General features: G+C 58.3%; 13 protein-coding genes and 1 pseudogene. 5 read left to right on the plus strand and 9 right to left on the minus strand.

The genetic code is table 11. The features are described 5' to 3' along the window. Nucleotides 1-141 (plus strand): annotated as a pseudogene (locus ACIPY9_RS18805) (IS3 family transposase); the annotation flags it as partial. 229 nt (nt 142-370) lie between these two features. On the opposite strand, the gene ACIPY9_RS18810 reads toward ACIPY9_RS18805, so the two are convergent. From ACIPY9_RS18810 to glyQ, 5 genes are all read right to left on the minus strand, one after another. Continuing rightward, complete coding sequence (locus ACIPY9_RS18810; protein WP_400704667.1) at nt 371-1,336, minus strand: hypothetical protein; 966 nt, start codon at nt 1,334-1,336, stop codon at nt 371-373. 191 nt (nt 1,337-1,527) lie between these two features. Further along, a complete protein-coding gene (locus ACIPY9_RS18815) occupies nt 1,528-2,298 on the minus strand; it encodes a lysophospholipid acyltransferase family protein (protein ID WP_400704670.1) in 771 nt (256 codons plus the stop codon). Nucleotides 2,299-2,358: 60 nt separating this feature from the next. Continuing rightward, complete coding sequence (gene gmhB / locus ACIPY9_RS18820; protein ID WP_400704673.1) at nt 2,359-2,904, minus strand: D-glycero-beta-D-manno-heptose 1,7-bisphosphate 7-phosphatase; 546 nt, start codon at nt 2,902-2,904, stop codon at nt 2,359-2,361. A 10-nt stretch (nt 2,905-2,914) separates the two neighbouring features. Beyond that, on the minus strand, nt 2,915-4,969 hold the full coding sequence (gene glyS / locus ACIPY9_RS18825) for a glycine--tRNA ligase subunit beta (RefSeq protein ID WP_400704676.1): 2,055 nt from the start codon (nt 4,967-4,969) through the stop codon (nt 2,915-2,917). Next, nucleotides 4,966-5,913, minus strand: a complete 948-nt coding sequence (gene glyQ, locus ACIPY9_RS18830) for a glycine--tRNA ligase subunit alpha (RefSeq protein ID WP_122315186.1) — start codon at nt 5,911-5,913, stop codon at nt 4,966-4,968. The genes glyS and glyQ overlap by 4 nt, the downstream gene beginning before the upstream one ends. A gap of 79 nt (nt 5,914-5,992) precedes the next feature. On the opposite strand from glyQ, the gene ACIPY9_RS18835 reads away from it, so the two are divergent. Then, a complete protein-coding gene (locus tag ACIPY9_RS18835; RefSeq protein ID WP_400704679.1) occupies nt 5,993-6,544 on the plus strand; it encodes a DNA-3-methyladenine glycosylase I in 552 nt (183 codons plus the stop codon). 38 nt (nt 6,545-6,582) lie between these two features. Then, nucleotides 6,583-7,470, plus strand: a complete 888-nt coding sequence (locus ACIPY9_RS18840) for a lysophospholipid acyltransferase (RefSeq protein ID WP_400704682.1) — start codon at nt 6,583-6,585, stop codon at nt 7,468-7,470. Nucleotides 7,471-7,529: 59 nt separating this feature from the next. Here the strand turns inward: ACIPY9_RS18840 and trkA are convergent, their stop codons facing one another. Genes trkA through def form a run of 4 tightly spaced genes read right to left on the minus strand, consistent with a single transcriptional unit; the run spans nt 7,530 to nt 11,743 of the window. Then, nucleotides 7,530-8,903: a Trk system potassium transporter TrkA gene (gene trkA, locus ACIPY9_RS18845; RefSeq protein WP_400704685.1), complete on the minus strand. Its 1,374-nt coding sequence runs from the start codon at nt 8,901-8,903 to the stop codon at nt 7,530-7,532. A 14-nt stretch (nt 8,904-8,917) separates the two neighbouring features. Further along, a complete protein-coding gene (gene rsmB, locus ACIPY9_RS18850; RefSeq protein ID WP_400704688.1) occupies nt 8,918-10,240 on the minus strand; it encodes a 16S rRNA (cytosine(967)-C(5))-methyltransferase RsmB in 1,323 nt (440 codons plus the stop codon). Next, nucleotides 10,237-11,181, minus strand: a complete 945-nt coding sequence (fmt, locus tag ACIPY9_RS18855) for a methionyl-tRNA formyltransferase (RefSeq protein WP_400704691.1) — start codon at nt 11,179-11,181, stop codon at nt 10,237-10,239. The genes rsmB and fmt overlap by 4 nt, the downstream gene beginning before the upstream one ends. A 55-nt stretch (nt 11,182-11,236) precedes the next feature. Continuing rightward, nucleotides 11,237-11,743 carry a peptide deformylase gene (def, locus tag ACIPY9_RS18860; RefSeq protein WP_400704694.1) on the minus strand — a complete coding sequence of 169 codons (507 nt, stop codon included), beginning with the start codon at nt 11,741-11,743 and terminating at the stop codon, nt 11,237-11,239. Nucleotides 11,744-11,869: 126 nt separating this feature from the next. Here def and ACIPY9_RS18865 point away from each other — a divergent pair, with 126 nt between their 5' ends. Further along, entirely contained in the window at nt 11,870-12,895 is a 1,026-nt protein-coding gene (locus ACIPY9_RS18865; protein ID WP_400704697.1) for a LysM peptidoglycan-binding domain-containing protein, read from the plus strand. A 123-nt stretch (nt 12,896-13,018) separates the two neighbouring features. Next, on the plus strand, nt 13,019-14,137 hold the full coding sequence (gene dprA / locus ACIPY9_RS18870) for a DNA-processing protein DprA (protein ID WP_400704700.1): 1,119 nt from the start codon (nt 13,019-13,021) through the stop codon (nt 14,135-14,137). Nucleotides 14,138-14,158: the final 21 nt, after the last annotated feature.

The following is a 14,158-nucleotide window of genomic DNA, read 5'->3' on the forward strand; positions in this document are numbered from 1 at the left end:
GAGCACCGTTTGCTAGTGCTGCCTAAGCAGGCCTACCACAAGACAACACAAAGCTTTCATCGCTTCTACCGCCATCCCAACTTACTCAAGCCCGGCCCAAGCCAGATTGTTCCGACAAGGCCGGAGCACGTCTGGGAGGCATATTGGCTTATCTGAACTCTGAACAGGTGTAAACCTATTTCAGGACTAGACAGCCAGTTAAGAAAAATTGGAGAAATTCGACCATTCTTAAAACTTTCTGGGCCCAGTGAAGAAAAACTGTGTAGTCCAGACAAAACTGAAATTTTCTCTGGAGCACAGCCGCAAGCGGATCTTGGCTTATGCGACACCCTTATTTTCACAGGACTAGCCGCTGTCATCGACGCTTGTGCTATAGATGTGGGCCATCTTTTTCAGACGAATTTCGTTTTATGGCAATGTTCACAAGGCGCTTTTTATCTTCGCTGTTTGCATTCATGTGGTCATGAATTGAGAGCGAAATAGTTATGCTGGCTATCAGCATAGCGAGGCCGATACCGACGGGACGTAGCCACCCTCCCTTGTCCACTCCAGTCTCTTTACCGTTTTTGATTTCAAAAGCACCGGCGGCGGCAACCATCAATGCTATTGCTAGAAACCAAAGAATCATTCCCCAGCCATAGCCGTAAACTCCAAATACATGCGCGGGGAATGTGAATGTGTTGAGCGACAGCAGTAGTGCTATGACAGCAAGCTCTACTGCACTACGCGAAATCTGAAGGCGTATAAGACTTATCAGGAAGAATGGGTTTGCAAACCAGGCGAACTGAAAGATTCCGATCCCAGCCCAACCCATATACAGAGCGAGCCAGCCCGGTGTGATTTCATTTTTGCTACTCACAGCTACCGGCAAAAATAGCGAAATTATCCACAGCATCAATGCCATGATTGAAAGCACTTCACTCGAAAGAAGGCGTTCTGTCAGCGATTGGCGGATTATGGGGTTTTCATCGTTAGTTGCAGATAAGCCTTGCTCTACGGAGGCCTCTAATACGTCTGGTTCAGGGAGCAGCTTTTCAGCGAAATCCCTGATTCTTGATTTCAGTATGAAAGGAATGAGGAGACCAGCATAAAAGCCCACAGTCGAAAGAATACTGTTTCCCATCAGGCTGTGTCTGACATATCCCATGTACAAAGCGACAAATGTGCCTCCTGCAAGGATCCAGTAGGCATAGGTGGAAAACTCTTTGGCAGCAGGTGAGTCGTGCAACGCAATCCATTGTCTCACTTGGTTCAGCACTAACACTAATAAGTACCCGAGTATAAATCCGCATAGCAGACCAAAAGCTGCTACCCCGAACACTCTTGAGTTTTCCATTTTTTCTTCCTTGTCGATCTAGAGCTTTCGTCCACTAAAAAGCCGACCCTAAAGGTCGGCTTTCTATCTACTCGCAAAACTTATGCACGTTTTTAGCTCACTAATGAGCTTGAGAAATAAGTAATAAAATTAATGACTTAGCTTTGATTCTCAACATTTTCTCAAAAATGGTGCACAGGTTATCCACAAAATTAGGCTTCGGCTTTTTCGGTGTTCGACACCGGTGCAAGGTCTGCTCCCAAAGACGTCTGGGTTGCTTCATTCCAGGCCTGGACACGGTCGTTGAGCGCCGCAATGGCGCGTGGGCCTGTGCCTTCGGCATACATGGGTTCGCCGATCACGACCTGAATGGTGCCAGGTTTTTTCGCCCAGCCTTCTTTCGGCCAGTATTTGCCGGCGTTGTGTGCAACAGGCAGCACCGGCAGTTCGGCATTGACGGCCAGCGCTGTGCCGCCACGGGAGAACTTGCCGATCTGGCCGTAAGGAACGCGGGTGCCTTCCGGGAAGATCAGGACCCAGATGCCGTCCTTGAGCAGCTCGTCGCCCTTCTGGGCTATCTGCTTGAGTGCGGCCTTGGGGTTTTCGCGGTCGATGGCGATAGGGCGCAGCATGGCCATGGCCCAACCGAAGAACGGCACGTACAGCAGCTCACGCTTCAAGACCTGGCTCAGCGGCTCGAAGTAAGCGGAGAGAAAGAAGGTCTCCCAGGTGCTCTGGTGGTTGGAAATGATCACACAGGGAGTTTTTGGAACATTTTCCGCCCCGGTCACTTCAACCCGGATATTCAGGAACACACGGGTCAGCCAGATGGCGCAACGGCACCAATAGACATTGATGAATCGATAACGGGCTTTGAACGGCAGAAAAGGTGCGATGAAGAAACTCAGTGTGCACCACAGCAGAGAGCTGGTGCCTAGCAACAGGTAAAAGAAAAAGATCCTGATTGCCTGGATGATCGACATAGTTGCTTTTACCGTACGGGCAAATGCCCGCTCATTGAGCGTGCCGTTGAACCTGAGGGCTTACAGCGAAACGCTCGTGTGGATAAGTTCTGCGGCCACTGCCGCGAGATCGTCAAAAATCAAAGTGCCGGCAGGCACTGCGCCGTCTATTGTTCTGCGGCCTTTACCGGTCATTACCAAAACAGGTTGAGAGTCGACGGCCAAAGCGGCTTGCAGGTCACCCTTGCTGTCGCCCACAAACCATAGACCCTTAAGGTCTGTTGCGTAATGATTGGCGATGGTCTGCAACATACCGGGTTTGGGTTTGCGGCAATCACAGCCTTCATCCGGCCCGTGCGGGCAATAAACGATCAAGCCGACCTCGCCACCCTGCTCTGCCACCAGCTCGCGCAAGCGCACATGCATGGCATCCAGGGTTGCCAGATCGTAATAACCTCGGGCAATGCCGGACTGGTTGGTGGCAATCGCCACCGTCCAGCCCGCCTTGCTCAATGCTGCGATGGCCTCGATCGAGCCTGGAATGGGAACCCACTCCTCCACCGACTTGATGTAAGCGTCGGAGTCATGGTTGATGACTCCGTCCCGATCGAGAATCAGCAGTTTCAATATCGATTCCTCAGCCTAGCAGCGAGATATCGGCAACGCCGAGGAACAGGCCACGCAGACGAGCCAGCAATGCGTAACGGTTGGCACGCACATTGGCATCATCGGCATTGACCATCACCGCCTCGAAGAAGGCATCCACAGGTTCGCGCAGGGTCGCCAGGCGTGCCAGCGATTCGCTGTACTGACGGTCTGCCGCCATGGGTTGCACGGCGTGGTCGGCCTGCTGAATGGCCGAGTACAGGGAGAACTCGTTGGCGTTGTCGAAATACTTGGGCTCGACGTTCTGAGGAATGCTGCCCTCGGCCTTGCTCAGGATGTTCGATACACGCTTGTTCACGGCGGCCAGTGCGGCGGCCTGTGGCAGCTTGCGGAAGGCCTGGACAGCCTGGACCCGTTGATCGAAGTCCAGAGCGGAACCCGGCTGCAAGGCACGGACCGACAGGTAGACTGCCACTTCGACGCCTTCGTCTTCGTAGCGCGCACGCAGGCGATCGAAGATGAACTCCAGCACTTGCTCGGACAAGCCGGCAGCCTTGACCTTGGCACCGAACTGGCCGACCGCGAATTTCACGGTTTCGATCAGGTCCAGGTCCAGTTGCTTGTCGATCAGGATGCGCAGGATACCCAGAGCCGCACGGCGCAAGGCATACGGGTCCTTGCTACCGGTCGGCAGCATGCCGATACCGAAGATGCCGACCAGTGTGTCGAGTTTATCGGCGATGGCCACGGCAGAGCCGGTCAACGTGGTTGGCAGTTCTGCACCGGCACCACGTGGCATGTACTGCTCGTTGAGCGCCAGTGCGACGTCTTCCGCTTCACCATCGGCCTTGGCGTAGTAGTAACCGGCGATGCCCTGCATTTCCGGGAACTCACCGACCATCTCGGTCGCCAGGTCGCATTTGCACAGCAGACCGGCACGTGCGGCACGTTGTGCGTCGCCGCCAATGCGCGGAGCGATGAATGCGGCCAGTTTGGAAACGCGCTCGGCCTTGTCGAACACGCTGCCCAGTTGGGCCTGGAACACGACATTCTTCAGGCGCTCGTTGAAGGTTTCCAGCTTCTGCTTCTTGTCCTGCTTGAAGAAGAATTCGGCATCGGTCAGACGTGGACGAACCACCTTCTCGTTACCGGCGATGATCTGCGCCGGGTCCTTGCTCTCGATGTTGGCAACCGTGATGAAGCGCGGCAGCAACTTGCCTTCGCTGTCCAGCAGGCAGAAATACTTCTGGTTGTCCTGCATGGTGGTGATCAGGGCTTCCTGAGGCACCTCGAGGAAACGCTCCTCGAACGAGCAGACCAACGGAACCGGCCACTCGACCAGACCGGCCACTTCGTCCAGCAGGCTTGGAGGCACGATGGCCGTGCCTTCCTGCTGAGCGGCCAGCTCATCGACGCGCTTGCTGATGATCTGGCGACGTTCGTTGAAGTCGGCCAGTACATTGGCTGCACGCAGGTCGCTCAGGTAACTGGCAGGCGAGGCAATGCGCACGTCTTCAGGATGATGGAAGCGATGGCCGCGGGAATGACGACCGGCTTTCTGGGCCAGGATCGTGCAGTCGACCACCTGATCGCCCAGTAGCATGACCAGCCATTGGGTCGGACGTACGAACTCTTCCTTGCGAGCGCCCCAACGCATGCGCTTGGCGATTGGCAGGTCGTTCAGCGAATCTTCGACAATGGTCGGCAGCAGCGTGGCGGTCGGTTTGCCGATGATGTTCTGGCTGTAACGCAGTTTTGGGCCGGTCTGGTCGATTTCACTCAGATCGACGCCACATTTCTTGGCAAAGCCCAGAGCGGCCTGGGTCGGATTGCCTTCCGCGTCGAAAGCGGCCTGACGTGGAGGGCCGTCCAGATTGACGCTGCGATCCGGTTGTTGAGTGGCCAGACCGGTGATGAGGACGGCCAGACGACGCGGGGCGGCGTAAATCTGTTTGGCACTGTAGGTCAGGCCAGCGGTTTGCAGGCCTTTCTCGATACCGGCCAGAAAGGCATCGCCCAGGGAACTGAGGGTCTTGGGTGGCAGTTCTTCAGTGCCCAGTTCGACCAGAAAATCTTGAGCACTCATTGTGCAGCCTCCAGCTTAGCCAACACTTCATCGCGTAGATCGGGCGGCGCCATCGGGAAGCCAAGCTTGGCCCGGGCTTGCAGGTAGCTCTGGGCGACAGAGCGGGCAAGCGTGCGCACGCGCAGGATGTATTGCTGACGTGCCGTCACGGAAATGGCCCGGCGCGCATCCAGCAGGTTGAAGGTGTGCGAGGCCTTGAGCACCATTTCATAGCTTGGCAGTGGCAGCTCAAGCTCGATCAGGCGAGCGGCTTCGCTTTCATAGAAGTCGAACAGCTCGAACAGTTTTTCGACGTTGGCGTGCTCGAAGTTGTAGGTCGATTGCTCCACTTCGTTCTGGTGGAACACATCGCCGTAAGTCACCTTGCCGAACGGACCGTCAGCCCAGACCAGGTCGTAGACCGAGTCAACGCCCTGCTGGTACATGGCCAGGCGCTCAAGGCCATAGGTGATTTCGCCGGTCACCGGATAGCACTCCAGGCCACCGACCTGCTGGAAGTAGGTGAACTGCGAGACTTCCATGCCGTTGAGCCAGATTTCCCAGCCCAGACCCCAGGCGCCCAGAGTCGGCGATTCCCAGTTGTCTTCGACGAAACGGACGTCATGCACCAACGGGTCGAGGCCGATGTGCTTGAGCGAGCCCAGGTACAGTTCCTGGAAGTTGTCCGGGTTCGGTTTCAGGATCACCTGGAACTGATAGTAATGCTGGAGGCGGTTCGGGTTTTCGCCGTAGCGGCCGTCAGTCGGGCGACGGCTTGGCTGTACGTAGGCGGCGTTCCAGGTTTCCGGGCCGACGGCGCGCAGAAACGTGGCAGTGTGGAAAGTGCCGGCGCCTACTTCCATATCGTAGGGCTGAAGTACCACGCAACCTTGTTCTGCCCAGTATTGCTGGAGGGCGAGGATCAAGTCTTGGAAGGTACGCACGGCTGGCGTAGGCTGGCTCACAAAATTCACCTGTGCTGGGCTGCGATTTAAAGAGCGGGAGTATACCCGATTCGGCTGCACGTCCACCCTTGGGAGGCCTATGACTCGCTGCTTTTGGTGCAATGAAGACCCACTTTATATCGCTTATCACGATCAGGAATGGGGAGTGCCGCTGCGCGATGCGCAGAAGCTCTTCGAGTTGCTTTTGCTTGAAGGGTTCCAGGCCGGTCTTTCCTGGATCACGGTTTTGAAAAAACGTGCGCGTTATCGCGAGGTCATGTTCGGTTTTGATGTCCACCGTATCGCGGCCATGACCGATGCGGAGATTGAGGTTCTGATGCAAGAGCCGGGCATCATTCGCAACCGGCTCAAGCTCAATGCTGCCCGCCGCAATGCCCAGGCCTGGTTGAAGCTGGACGATCCAGTCGGGTTTCTCTGGTCGTTTGTCGGAGGGCAACAGAAGGTCAACCACTTCAAGGAACGCAGCGAGGTCCCGGCCATCACGCCGGAAGCCGAAGCCATGAGCAAGGCGCTGAAAAAAGCCGGTTTTACCTTCGTGGGTCCGACGATTTGTTACGCCTACATGCAGTCGAGCGGCATGGTCATGGACCACACCACCGATTGTCATCGGTACGCGACTCTGGTGCGTTGAAGGTTACAATGCCGACCTCGAGAATGTGGGAGTGATCTGTGGATAAGTTCAAAGGTGCCATGATTGTCGGGGCGTTGCGGTTGTTTGCCCTGCTGCCCTGGCGTGCCGTGCAATGGGTGGGCACAGCGATTGGCTGGCTGATGTGGAAGCTTCCCAACCGCTCGCGCGAAGTGGCGCGGATCAACCTGTCCAAATGCTTCCCCGAATTGAACGAGGCCGAACTCGACCGACTGGTGGGGCGCAGCCTGATGGATATCGGCAAGACCCTGACCGAAAGCGCTTGCGCCTGGATCTGGCCTGCACAGAAATCCATCGATCTGGTGCGCGAAGTCGAAGGCCTCGATGTGCTCACCGATGCACTGGCTTCCGGCAAGGGCGTGGTCGGTATCACCAGCCACCTGGGCAACTGGGAAGTGCTCAATCACTTCTATTGCAACCAGTGCAAACCGATCATTTTCTATCGCCCGCCCAAGTTGAAGGCGGTGGACGAGCTGCTGCGCAAGCAACGGGTTCAGTTGGGCAACCGCGTCGCGGCTTCGACCAAGGAAGGCATCCTCAGTGTCATCAAGGAAGTGCGCAAGGGCGGTTCAGTGGGGATTCCTGCGGATCCGGAGCCGGCAGAATCGGCTGGCATCTTCGTGCCCTTCTGCGGCACTCAGGCCCTGACCAGCAAGTTCGTGCCCAACATGCTGGCGGGTGGCAAGGCCGTGGGCGTCTTCCTGCACGCCATGCGCCTGCCGGACGGTTCCGGTTACAAGGTGGTGCTGGAAGCCGCGCCTGAAGCCATGTACAGCACCGACACCGAAACCTCGGCGGCCGCCATGAGCCAGGTGGTGGAGAAATATGTACGGGCTTACCCGAGCCAGTACATGTGGACGATGAAACGCTTCAAGAAGCGCCCAGAGGGTGAGGCCCGCTGGTATTGATCTGTAGGAGCGAATTCATTCGCGAATCCAGGCTTCGCGAATAAATTCGCTCCTGCACGTCAGAAGAAGCTCAGCCCTACCTGAAACAGCCGCTCCACATCGCGGATGTACTTTTTATCCACAAGGAACATGATCACGTGGTCGCCGGATTCGATCACGGTGATGTCGTGGGCGATCAGGACTTCCTCGTCGCGGATGATGGCGCCGATCGTGGTGCCCTGCGGTAGCGAAATATCCTTGATGGCCTTGCCGATGACCTTGCTGGATTTGGCATCGCCGTGGGCGACGACCTCGATGGCTTCGGCCGCTCCCCTGCGCAGCGAATGCACGCTGACGATATCCCCACGTCGTACGTGGGTCAGCAAGGTGCCGATGGTTGCCAGTTGAGGGCTGACGGCGATATCGATTTCACCGCCCTGCACCAGATCCACGTACGCCGGGTTGTTGATCAGTGTGACCACCTTGCGTGCGCCCATCCGCTTGGCCAGCAACGACGACATGATGTTGGCCTCGTCGTCGTTGGTCAGTGCCAGGAACAGGTCGGTGTTGCCGATGTTCTCCTCCATCAGCAGGTCGCGATCCGAAGAGCTGCCTTGCAGCACGACGGTGTCGTTGAGGGTTTCCGAGAGGTGACGGCAACGGGCCGCGTTCATCTCGATGATCTTGACCTGATAGCGACTTTCGATGGCTTCGGCCAGGCGCTCGCCAATGTTGCCACCGCCTGCAATGACGATTCGCTTATAGCTTTCGTCCAGGCGTCGCATCTCGCCCATCACGGCACGAATGTGGGCTTTGGCGGCGATGAAGAACACTTCGTCATCGGCTTCGATAACCGTGTCGCCGTGCGGGGTTATCGGGTGGTCGCGGCGAAAGATGGCGGCCACGCGGGTATCGACATTGGGCATGTGCGCCCGCAGCTGGCGCAGTTTCTGACCGACCAGCGGCCCGCCGTAGTAGGCCCGCACAGCGACCAGCTGTGCCTTGCCTTCGGCAAAGTCGATCACCTGAAGGGCACCGGGGTATTCCACCAGACGCTTGATGTAATTGGTCACCACCTGTTCCGGGCTGATCAATACATCCACCGGAATGGCGTCGTTATCGAACAGGTCGGCACGGGTCAGATAGGCCCCTTCGCGGACACGGGCAATCTTGGTCGGCGTATGAAACAGCGTGTAGGCCACCTGACAGGCAACCATATTGGTTTCATCGCTGTTGGTGACCGCCACCAGCATGTCGGCATCGTCGGCCCCGGCCTGACGCAGTACCGTGGGAAACGAGCCTCTACCCTGCACCGTGCGGATATCCAGCCGGTCGCCCAGGTCGCGCAGCCGGTCACCATCGGTGTCCACGACCGTGATGTCGTTGGCTTCACTGGCCAAATGCTCGGCCAGCGTACCGCCAACCTGCCCTGCACCCAGGATGATGATTTTCAACGGCTATCTCCCTGTCAGGCCGACGCTGCAATCTTGATCAGTTTGGCGTAATAGAAGCCATCATGCCCACCTTCCTGTGCCAGCAACTGACGCCCGTGGGGCTGTTTGATGCCCGCAGGTTGTCCGCCGTTCTGCCCGGCGATGTCCAGCTCTCGGGCACCGGTGGTCCGGGCAAGAAAGGCTTCGATCACTTCGGTGTTTTCCGTGGGCAGTGTCGAGCAGGTGGCATACACCAGGATCCCGCCGACCTGCAGCGTTGGCCAGAGCGCGTCCAGCAACTCGCCTTGCAGTGTGGCCAGAGCCGGGATGTCATCGGCCTGACGGGTCAGCTTGATATCCGGGTGACGACGAATCACGCCGGTTGCCGAGCACGGTGCGTCCAGCAGGATGCGCTGGAAGGGCTTGCCGTCCCACCATTGGGTGGTTTCCCTGGCGTCGGCGGCGATCAGTTCGGCATCCAGCCCCAGGCGGTCGAGGTTTTCACGAACCCGCACCAGCCGCTTGGCTTCCAGATCCACGGCCACCACGCCACTGAGTTGCGGCTGCACTTCCAGCAGGTGGCAGGTCTTGCCGCCCGGTGCGCAGCAGGCATCCAGCACACGTTGACCGGGAGCCAGCTCCAGCAGATCGGCTGCCAGTTGTGCGGCTTCATCCTGCACGCTGATCCAGCCTTCGGCGAAGCCGGGCAGCGAGCGAATATCCCCCGGTTCGGCCAGAAGAATGCCGTCCTGGCTGAACGTGCAGGCGGTGGCTTCGATACCTGCGTTGCTCAGCAACTCAAGATATTGAGCACGGCTGTTATGACGACGGTTGACCCGCAGAATCATCGGGGGATGCGCGTTGTTGGCCGCGCAGATCGCTTCCCAGTGCTCCGGCCATGCGGCTTTCAGGGCTTTTTGCAGCCAGCGCGGGTGAGAGGTGCGGACCATCGGGTCGTGTTCCAGCTCAGCCAGCAAGGCTTCGCTTTCGCGTTGGGCGCGACGCAGCACTGCGTTGAGCAATGCCTTGGCCCAGGGCTTTTTCAGCTTGTCGGCACAACCGACCGTTTCACCGATGGCCGCGTGGGCGGGAATGCGGCTGTAGAGCAGTTGATAAAGCCCGACCAGCAGCAACGCTTCGACATCGGTATCGGCTGCCTTGAAGGGCTTTTGCAACAATTTGGCCGCCAGCGCCGACAGGCGTGGTTGCCAGCGTGCGGTACCGAAAGCCAGATCCTGAGTCAGCCCGCGATCCCGAAGCTCGACTTTTTCCAGCTGCGTCGGCAGCGAACTGTTCAGTGAAGCCTTGCCGTTCAATACGGCCGCCAGTGCCCTGGCGGCGGCCAGACGCGGGTTCATTGGCCCAATACCGTGCCCGTGGCGAATTTCTCGCGACGGCTGTTGAACAGGTCGGTGAAGTTCAGCGGCTTGCCGCCGGGCAACTGCAGACGGGTGAGGCGCAAGGCGCCTTGTCCACAGGCGACGATCAGGCCGTCCTTGCTGGCACCCAGAATAGTGCCTGGCGCGCCCTGGCCTTCGGCCAGGCTGGCGGCCAGCACTTTGAGCGCTTCTTCGTTCAAGGTGCTGTGGCAGATCGGCCACGGATTGAAGGCACGGATCAGGCGTTCCAGCTCAACTGCCGGGCGGCTCCAGTCGATACGGGCTTCGTCCTTGTTCAATTTGTGAGCATAAGTCGCCAGGCTGTCGTCCTGGACTTCGCCTGCGAGCGAGCCATCCGCCAGACCGGTGATGGCTTGCAGAACAGCGGGGGGGCCGAGTTCGGCAAGGCGATCATGCAAGGTGCCGCCGGTATCTTCTGCCGTGATGGGCGTGCTGACCTTGAGCAGCATCGGACCGGTATCCAGACCGGCCTCCATGCGCATGACGGTCACACCGCTTTCGGCATCGCCCGCCTGTACCGCACGCTGGATCGGTGCCGCGCCGCGCCAGCGTGGCAGCAGGGAGGCGTGGCTGTTGATGCAGCCCAGACGCGGAATATCCAGCACCACTTGTGGCAGGATCAGGCCATAGGCGACCACCACCATCAAATCCGGCTTGAGCGCCGCCAGTTCCTGCTGAGCGGCTGCGTCGCGCAGGGTGGGCGGTTGCAGCACTTGAAGGCCATGCTGCAGCGCCAGTTGCTTGACCGGGCTGGGCATCAGTTTTTGTCCACGACCGGCCGGGCGATCAGGCTGGGTGTAGACCGCGATGATCTGGTGAGGGCTGTCGAGCAGGGCTTTCAAGTGCTCGGCGGCAAATTCCGGAGTACCGGCGAAAACGATGCGCAGTGGCTCAGTCATGGACTTCTCGTTCTGTAAAAAAGAAAAGGCCTTTCACAGGCCTTTTGGGTGAGAATCAAGCGTTTTGTCTATGCTGCTTTTCCAGCTTTTTCTTGATCCGGTCACGCTTGAGATTGGAGAGGTAATCAACGAACAGCTTGCCGTTCAGGTGATCGCACTCATGCTGGATGCAGACGGCCAGCAAACCTTCGGCAATCAGTTCGTAGGCCTGGCCATCGCGGTCCAGCGCCTTGATACGGACCTTTTGCGGGCGGTCGACGTTTTCATAGAAACCGGGCACCGAGAGGCAGCCTTCCTGATACTGATCCATTTCATCGGTCAGCATTTCGATTTCAGGATTGATGAATACGCGAGGTTCGGTACGGTCTTCGCTCAGGTCCATCACGACCACACGCTTGTGGACATTGACCTGGGTTGCAGCCAGACCGATGCCAGGGGCTTCGTACATGGTTTCAAACATGTCGTCGACCAACTGGCGTATGCCGTCGTCTACTATCGACACAGGCTTGGCGATGGTGCGCAGGCGCGAATCGGGAAATTCGAGAATGTTTAGAATGGCCATATACGTAAGAGCTGCACTTGTAGGGTAAAGTCAAAATCGGCTGCCAGGTCTGGAGCGTCGAAACGCGCAGCCCTGACTGACGGGACTTATGTTCACGCGAGACAATATGATAAAGGGATTCACCGCATGAGGAAATCACTACTCGCCCTGCTGCTTTTGACCGCCAGCGGTCTTGTTCAGGCGCAAGTGCAACTCAAGGAAGGACACCCGCAAAGTTATACCGTCGTTGCCGGTGATACGCTTTGGGACATTTCCGGCAAGTTTCTGAGCGAGCCCTGGAAATGGCGTGAGATATGGCGCGCCAACCCGCAAGTCCGCGATCCCGACCTCATCTATCCTGGTGACACCCTGTCGCTGGTGTATGTCGACGGCCAGCCGCGTGTTGTGCTCAATCGCGGTGAATCGCGAGGGACCATCAAGTTATCGCCGCGTGTTCGCAGCACGCCGACCATCGAAGCCATTCCGAGCATCCCGCTGGGGGCGATCAATGCGTTTCTGATCAGCAACCGCATCGTCGACAACGCCGAGCAGTTCGAGAAGGCTCCGTACATTGTCGCTGGCAACGCCGAGCGCGTGCTCAGCGGGCAGGGCGACCGCATCTACGCACGTGGCACCCTGGAGCCGGACCACACCGTCTACGGCATCTTCCGTCAGGGCAAGGTTTATACCGACCCGGACACCAAGGAAGTGTTGGGCATCAATGCCGACGATATCGGTGGCGGTGAAATCGTGGCCACCGAGGGCGACATCTCCACCCTGCTGCTGCAACGCTCGACTCAGGAAGTTCGCCTGGGTGACCGCCTGTTTTCCAGCGAAGAGCGGGCCATCAATTCGACGTTCATGCCCAGTTCTCCACAGAGCGCCATCGACGGCCTGATTCTCGATGTACCCCGTGGTGTGACACAGGTCGGTGTCTATGACGTGGTCACGCTCAACAAGGGCAAACGTGACGGTCTGGTCGAAGGCAACGTGCTGGCGATCTACAAGACCGGTGAAATGGTTCGGGACCGGGTGACGGGCGAGCAGGTGAAGATTCCCGATGAACGGTCGGGGATGCTGATGGTTTTCCGCACTTACGACAAGCTCAGTTACGCCTTGGTCCTGCATGCGAACAGATCTTTGGCCATTATGGACAAGGTGCGTAATCCGTAACGCTATGTCTCCGGTTTGATACGGATTTTCAGACCGGAGATTTCACTTATCAAATTGTTGTCAACAGAGTTATCCACAGGTTTGCCCACCTTTTGAGGAGGGTAATGGATCAAGGACGATCTTATGCCGCTGTTTGAAAAAGCTGTTCCTTCGCCTGCCGAACTGGAAGCGCGTCTACGTTTGCACCGTCTCCCGGAAGTGGGCCCCAAACGTTTTTTCAGACTCCTCGATGCCTTCGGTTCTGCCTCGGCTGCCCTCACCGCACCGGCCAGTGCATGGCGGGCACTGGGTCTGCCAAGCGCTTGTGCCGAAGCTCGTCGTGACCCTTCCGTGCGTGATGGGGCCAGTGCTGCATTGGCCTGGCTCGAGCGTCCGGCCCAGCATTTACTGATGTGGGACGACCCTGGCTACCCGGCCTTGTTGTCTGAAATTGCCGATCCACCTCCCCTTTTGTTCATCGCTGGCAACCCTTCGATCCTGGAGCGTCCCCAACTGGGAATGGTCGGCAGCCGTCGTGCCTCCAGGCCCGGTCTGGACACGGCAGCCGCTTTTTCGCGCAGTCTGGCAGGGGCCGGTTTTGTCATCACCAGCGGTCTGGCGCTGGGAATCGACGGTGCCGCGCATCAAGGGGCTCTGGACGTTGGCGGGGCCACCATCGGGGTGTTGGGTACCGGGCTCGAAAAATTTTATCCACAGCGTCATCGACACCTGGCGGCGCAGATGATCGCCCAGGGCAGCGCAGTGATTTCCGAGTTTCCTCTCGATGCCGGACCCCAGGCCAGCAACTTCCCTCGCCGCAACCGAATCATCAGCGGTTTGTCCCTGGGCGTGCTGGTGGTGGAAGCCAGTGTCGGCAGTGGTTCACTGATTACCGCGAGGCTTGCTGCCGAGCACGGTCGAGAGGTCTACGCCATTCCCGGCTCGATCCATCATCCGGGCGCACGAGGTTGCCACCAGTTGATCCGTGACGGTGCAGTGCTGGTCGAAACGGTCGATCACATTCTCGAAGCCTTGCAGCATTGGCATGTTCAGCCTCCCACAGCACCTGAGCCACCTGAGTCCGGGCCATCGATCCCGCATCACCCTCTGTTGACGATCCTGCACGCGGCTCCCCATACCAGCGAGGCGCTGGCGGCTGCCAGTGAGTGGCCGCTACCTCGCGTATTGGCGGCCTTGACCGAGCTGGAGCTGGACGGAAGGATCAGCAATGAAGCCGGACGATGGTTCGCACGGGCACCCTGAGGTTAAACTGCCCGGCAAGAT

Source organism: Pseudomonas sp. NPDC089734 (assembly GCF_044748865.1).
Taxonomy (GTDB): domain Bacteria; phylum Pseudomonadota; class Gammaproteobacteria; order Pseudomonadales; family Pseudomonadaceae; genus Aquipseudomonas.